Genomic DNA, 2868 nt, shown 5'->3' on the forward strand with positions numbered 1-2868 from the left:
GATCTTGGGAAGCCCGCACCGTATGCGTAGCATTGGTGTCGGGAGGATGTCACTTCCTTACTTCACGTCATAACCAAAAAGATTGGGGTTCACTTCATCTAGCTTCAGGTCAGCCAAACCATACTCTGCCCAACGTCGATCGCACAGTGCCGCCACATCGGGATCGGATTTGAGGGTTTCTCCCCAGGGGCGATCGCTTTCTGGATACAGTTTTGTGGTGGCATCAATTCCCATGCGGCTTCCCAGTCCCGGCTTTTCCGTGGCAAAGTCCAGAGAATCAAAGGGATTGTTTTCCAGGATAAACACATCTCGTGCCGGATCCACTTTCGAGGTAATCGCCCAGACCACCTGACGCGGATCTCGAATATTAATGTCTTTGTCTACTACTACGACAAATTTGGTGTAGTTGAACTGAGGCAAGGCACTCCAGAAGGCCAGTGCTGCCCGTCGTGCCTGACCAGGGTAGGCTTTTTCAATGGAAATCACCGCTACCTTATAGGACAGTCCTTCCATTGGTAAAAAGAAATCCCGGATTTCAGGCACCTGTTGCCGCAGGATGGGTGTGTAGATGCGGTTGAGGGCGATCGCCATCATCGCATCTTCCTTGGGTGGCCGACCGCTGAAGGTTGTTAGATAAATCGGATCTTTGCGATGGGTCATGCAGTGGAAGCGAAGCAGAGGAGCCTGTTCGTTCACACCTCCGTAATAGCCCATGTGATCTCCGGCTGGCCCGTCTACGGCCACATCACCGGGTGTAATCGTCCCTTCCAGCACAAACTCCGATTGGGCGGGCACTTCCAGATCGACGGTTTTGCATTTTGCCAGATGCAAGCCAGACCCTCCATACAATCCAGCAAATAGCCATTCCGAGAGATCGACAGGCAGGGGAGTCGCGGCGGCCATGATGATCAGGGGATCGACCCCGATCGCGATCGCCACCTCCAGCTTTTGTCCCCGTTCTGCGGCTTTCCGTAAATGGCGAGTCGCTCCCCGAACGGATAACCACTGCACCGTCATCGTATTTTTCGATTGCAATTGCAGACGGTAGACTCCCACATTCACCGTCTTGTTTTCCGGATCCTTGGTAATCATCAATCCCAGCGTCATCACCTTGGCCGCATCACCGGGATAAACGTGCAGCAGCGGCAACTGCGTCAGATCTACCTGATCCTCTTTCAGTACCACCTGCTGGCAGGCCGGAAATAGATCGCGATCGGGTTTGGCCCTGATCACATCAAACAAAGCTTTACCCAGTTCGATCGCTTGAGAAAACTTTTTGGGGGGACGGGGTTGATACAGGAGGGCTAATTTCTGTCCCAAAGTTTCCAGTTCTTCCGGATGTTCTATATTCATCGCCCAGCACACACGCTCCACCGTGCCCATCAGGTTAATGGCAACGGGATAGGGAGAGCCTTTCACATTTTCAAACAGTAAGGCTGGCCCACCACTTTGCAACACCCGGTTAGAGATTTCGGCAATTTCTAAATAGGGATCTACTAACGCTTTGATGCGCCGCAATTGTCCCCGCTGTTCCAATAAGTTAATAAAGCCCCGAAGATCTCTCGCCATGATGAAGAACTGTAAAGCATCTGTTCTCATTATGCGGTGAGTGGAGCCTTTAAGGGTTACTTCCCCCAGAAAGGGCATTGAGGACAACTTTCCCCCTCTGGATAATCAATACCTTCTTCGTGAGGACAACCAAAAATACCATCAGTCATAACCACGGATTTAGCACCCTGAGTTTCAATGAACCGCAGAATTTCCCGAAATACTGAGTTTTGACGGCGGATGTCACTCTCATCCTGGGAAAACCAGCGTTCTAGAGCTTGCACCTCGTTGTCTTGATCAACAATGCCCACAGCAACCTTTGTCGCCAGTCTATCATCAGGCCCATAAAAAGCCACGGTTGCAGCAGGATAGCCCTTAAATCTTTGGCTGGACTTCTTGCTAACCCAATAATGGCCCTTACTTTTCACAAGTATTTCTCCAAAAAAACTAAAAATGAAATCCTGGCCGTGCTTTCAATCAGATGTTTAGGTTAGCTTCCCGCTTTTTTTGAGGGTAATTTGGTACATAAACCTTGTCTAAGTCCAGAACCGTAGTTTCTCTGATCGGAAAACGACCGTTCTCTAGCTGGACTTGGTTTAGATTGCCTCTACCAGTCCCTGAGTCCATTAGCCATTGTTACTTCAACAGCGATATTCGTAACTATTCGATTTATTGCTGTAGCAGAAGTCATCCTTTGTTGTCTAACAGAAGCCTGCCATCGTGACCAGTGTAGAAACCGTTCGCCAAATTTGTCTGACCGTTTATCAAGCGATCGCCTCTGTACAACAGCAACACCCAGAGTTTCTGAACGAGAAGTATCGATCGCTGCCCTTACAACAACCAGGCTACCAAGCCACCTTCACAAACAGGCTTTCTACCAGGCTTAGTAAACTACCCGATGCACAGGCCATCGTGACAGAAGTTGAAGCCACATTACGCAGTCTATTCACACCTGACTTTTTCCAAACCCATGACTTTGCCACACTGATCACTGAGATTTCTCAAATCATGGGCTTGCCGTCCGATTTACCACCACAACCACCCGATGCGATTGCCAGCCCACCTTCCCCTCCAGAAGAGCGACCTACGGATGCGATCGCCCTGCTGCTCCTGGATGCTGAAAATTTTCAACCGGATGTAGCTACGGAAAGATTTCTGGCAGAAAGCTGTACCTACCCGCTCCAGGTCAGCGTGTCCCCGTCTGCAACTTTATTTCAGTCCCGTGGGCCGGCATTTGGAAATTGTGACCCATCCAACTTTCCACAGTGTGCTCAACGCCTTGTGGCATCAGAGGTTTAGGAACAGCGGTGGCTGAAATAC

3 protein-coding genes are annotated in these 2868 nt (G+C 50.1%); 1 reads left to right on the plus strand and 2 read right to left on the minus strand.

The window, feature by feature from the left end:
• Positions 1-57 precede the first annotated feature (57 nt).
• Positions 58-1569 carry a UbiD family decarboxylase gene (locus ACUVQO_RS22940; protein WP_445928137.1) on the minus strand — a complete coding sequence of 504 codons (1512 nt, stop codon included), beginning with the start codon at positions 1567-1569 and terminating at the stop codon, positions 58-60.
• Positions 1570-1625: 56 nt separating this feature from the next.
• Positions 1626-1904 carry a hypothetical protein gene (locus tag ACUVQO_RS22945; RefSeq protein WP_445928138.1) on the minus strand — a complete coding sequence of 93 codons (279 nt, stop codon included), beginning with the start codon at positions 1902-1904 and terminating at the stop codon, positions 1626-1628.
• Positions 1905-2268: 364 nt separating this feature from the next.
• On the opposite strand from ACUVQO_RS22945, the gene ACUVQO_RS22950 reads away from it, so the two are divergent.
• Positions 2269-2847 carry a hypothetical protein gene (locus tag ACUVQO_RS22950; protein ID WP_445928139.1) on the plus strand — a complete coding sequence of 193 codons (579 nt, stop codon included), beginning with the start codon at positions 2269-2271 and terminating at the stop codon, positions 2845-2847.
• The last annotated feature ends 21 nt before the right edge of the window (positions 2848-2868 follow it).

The sequence above is a fragment of the Leptodesmis sp. genome (assembly GCF_052746595.1).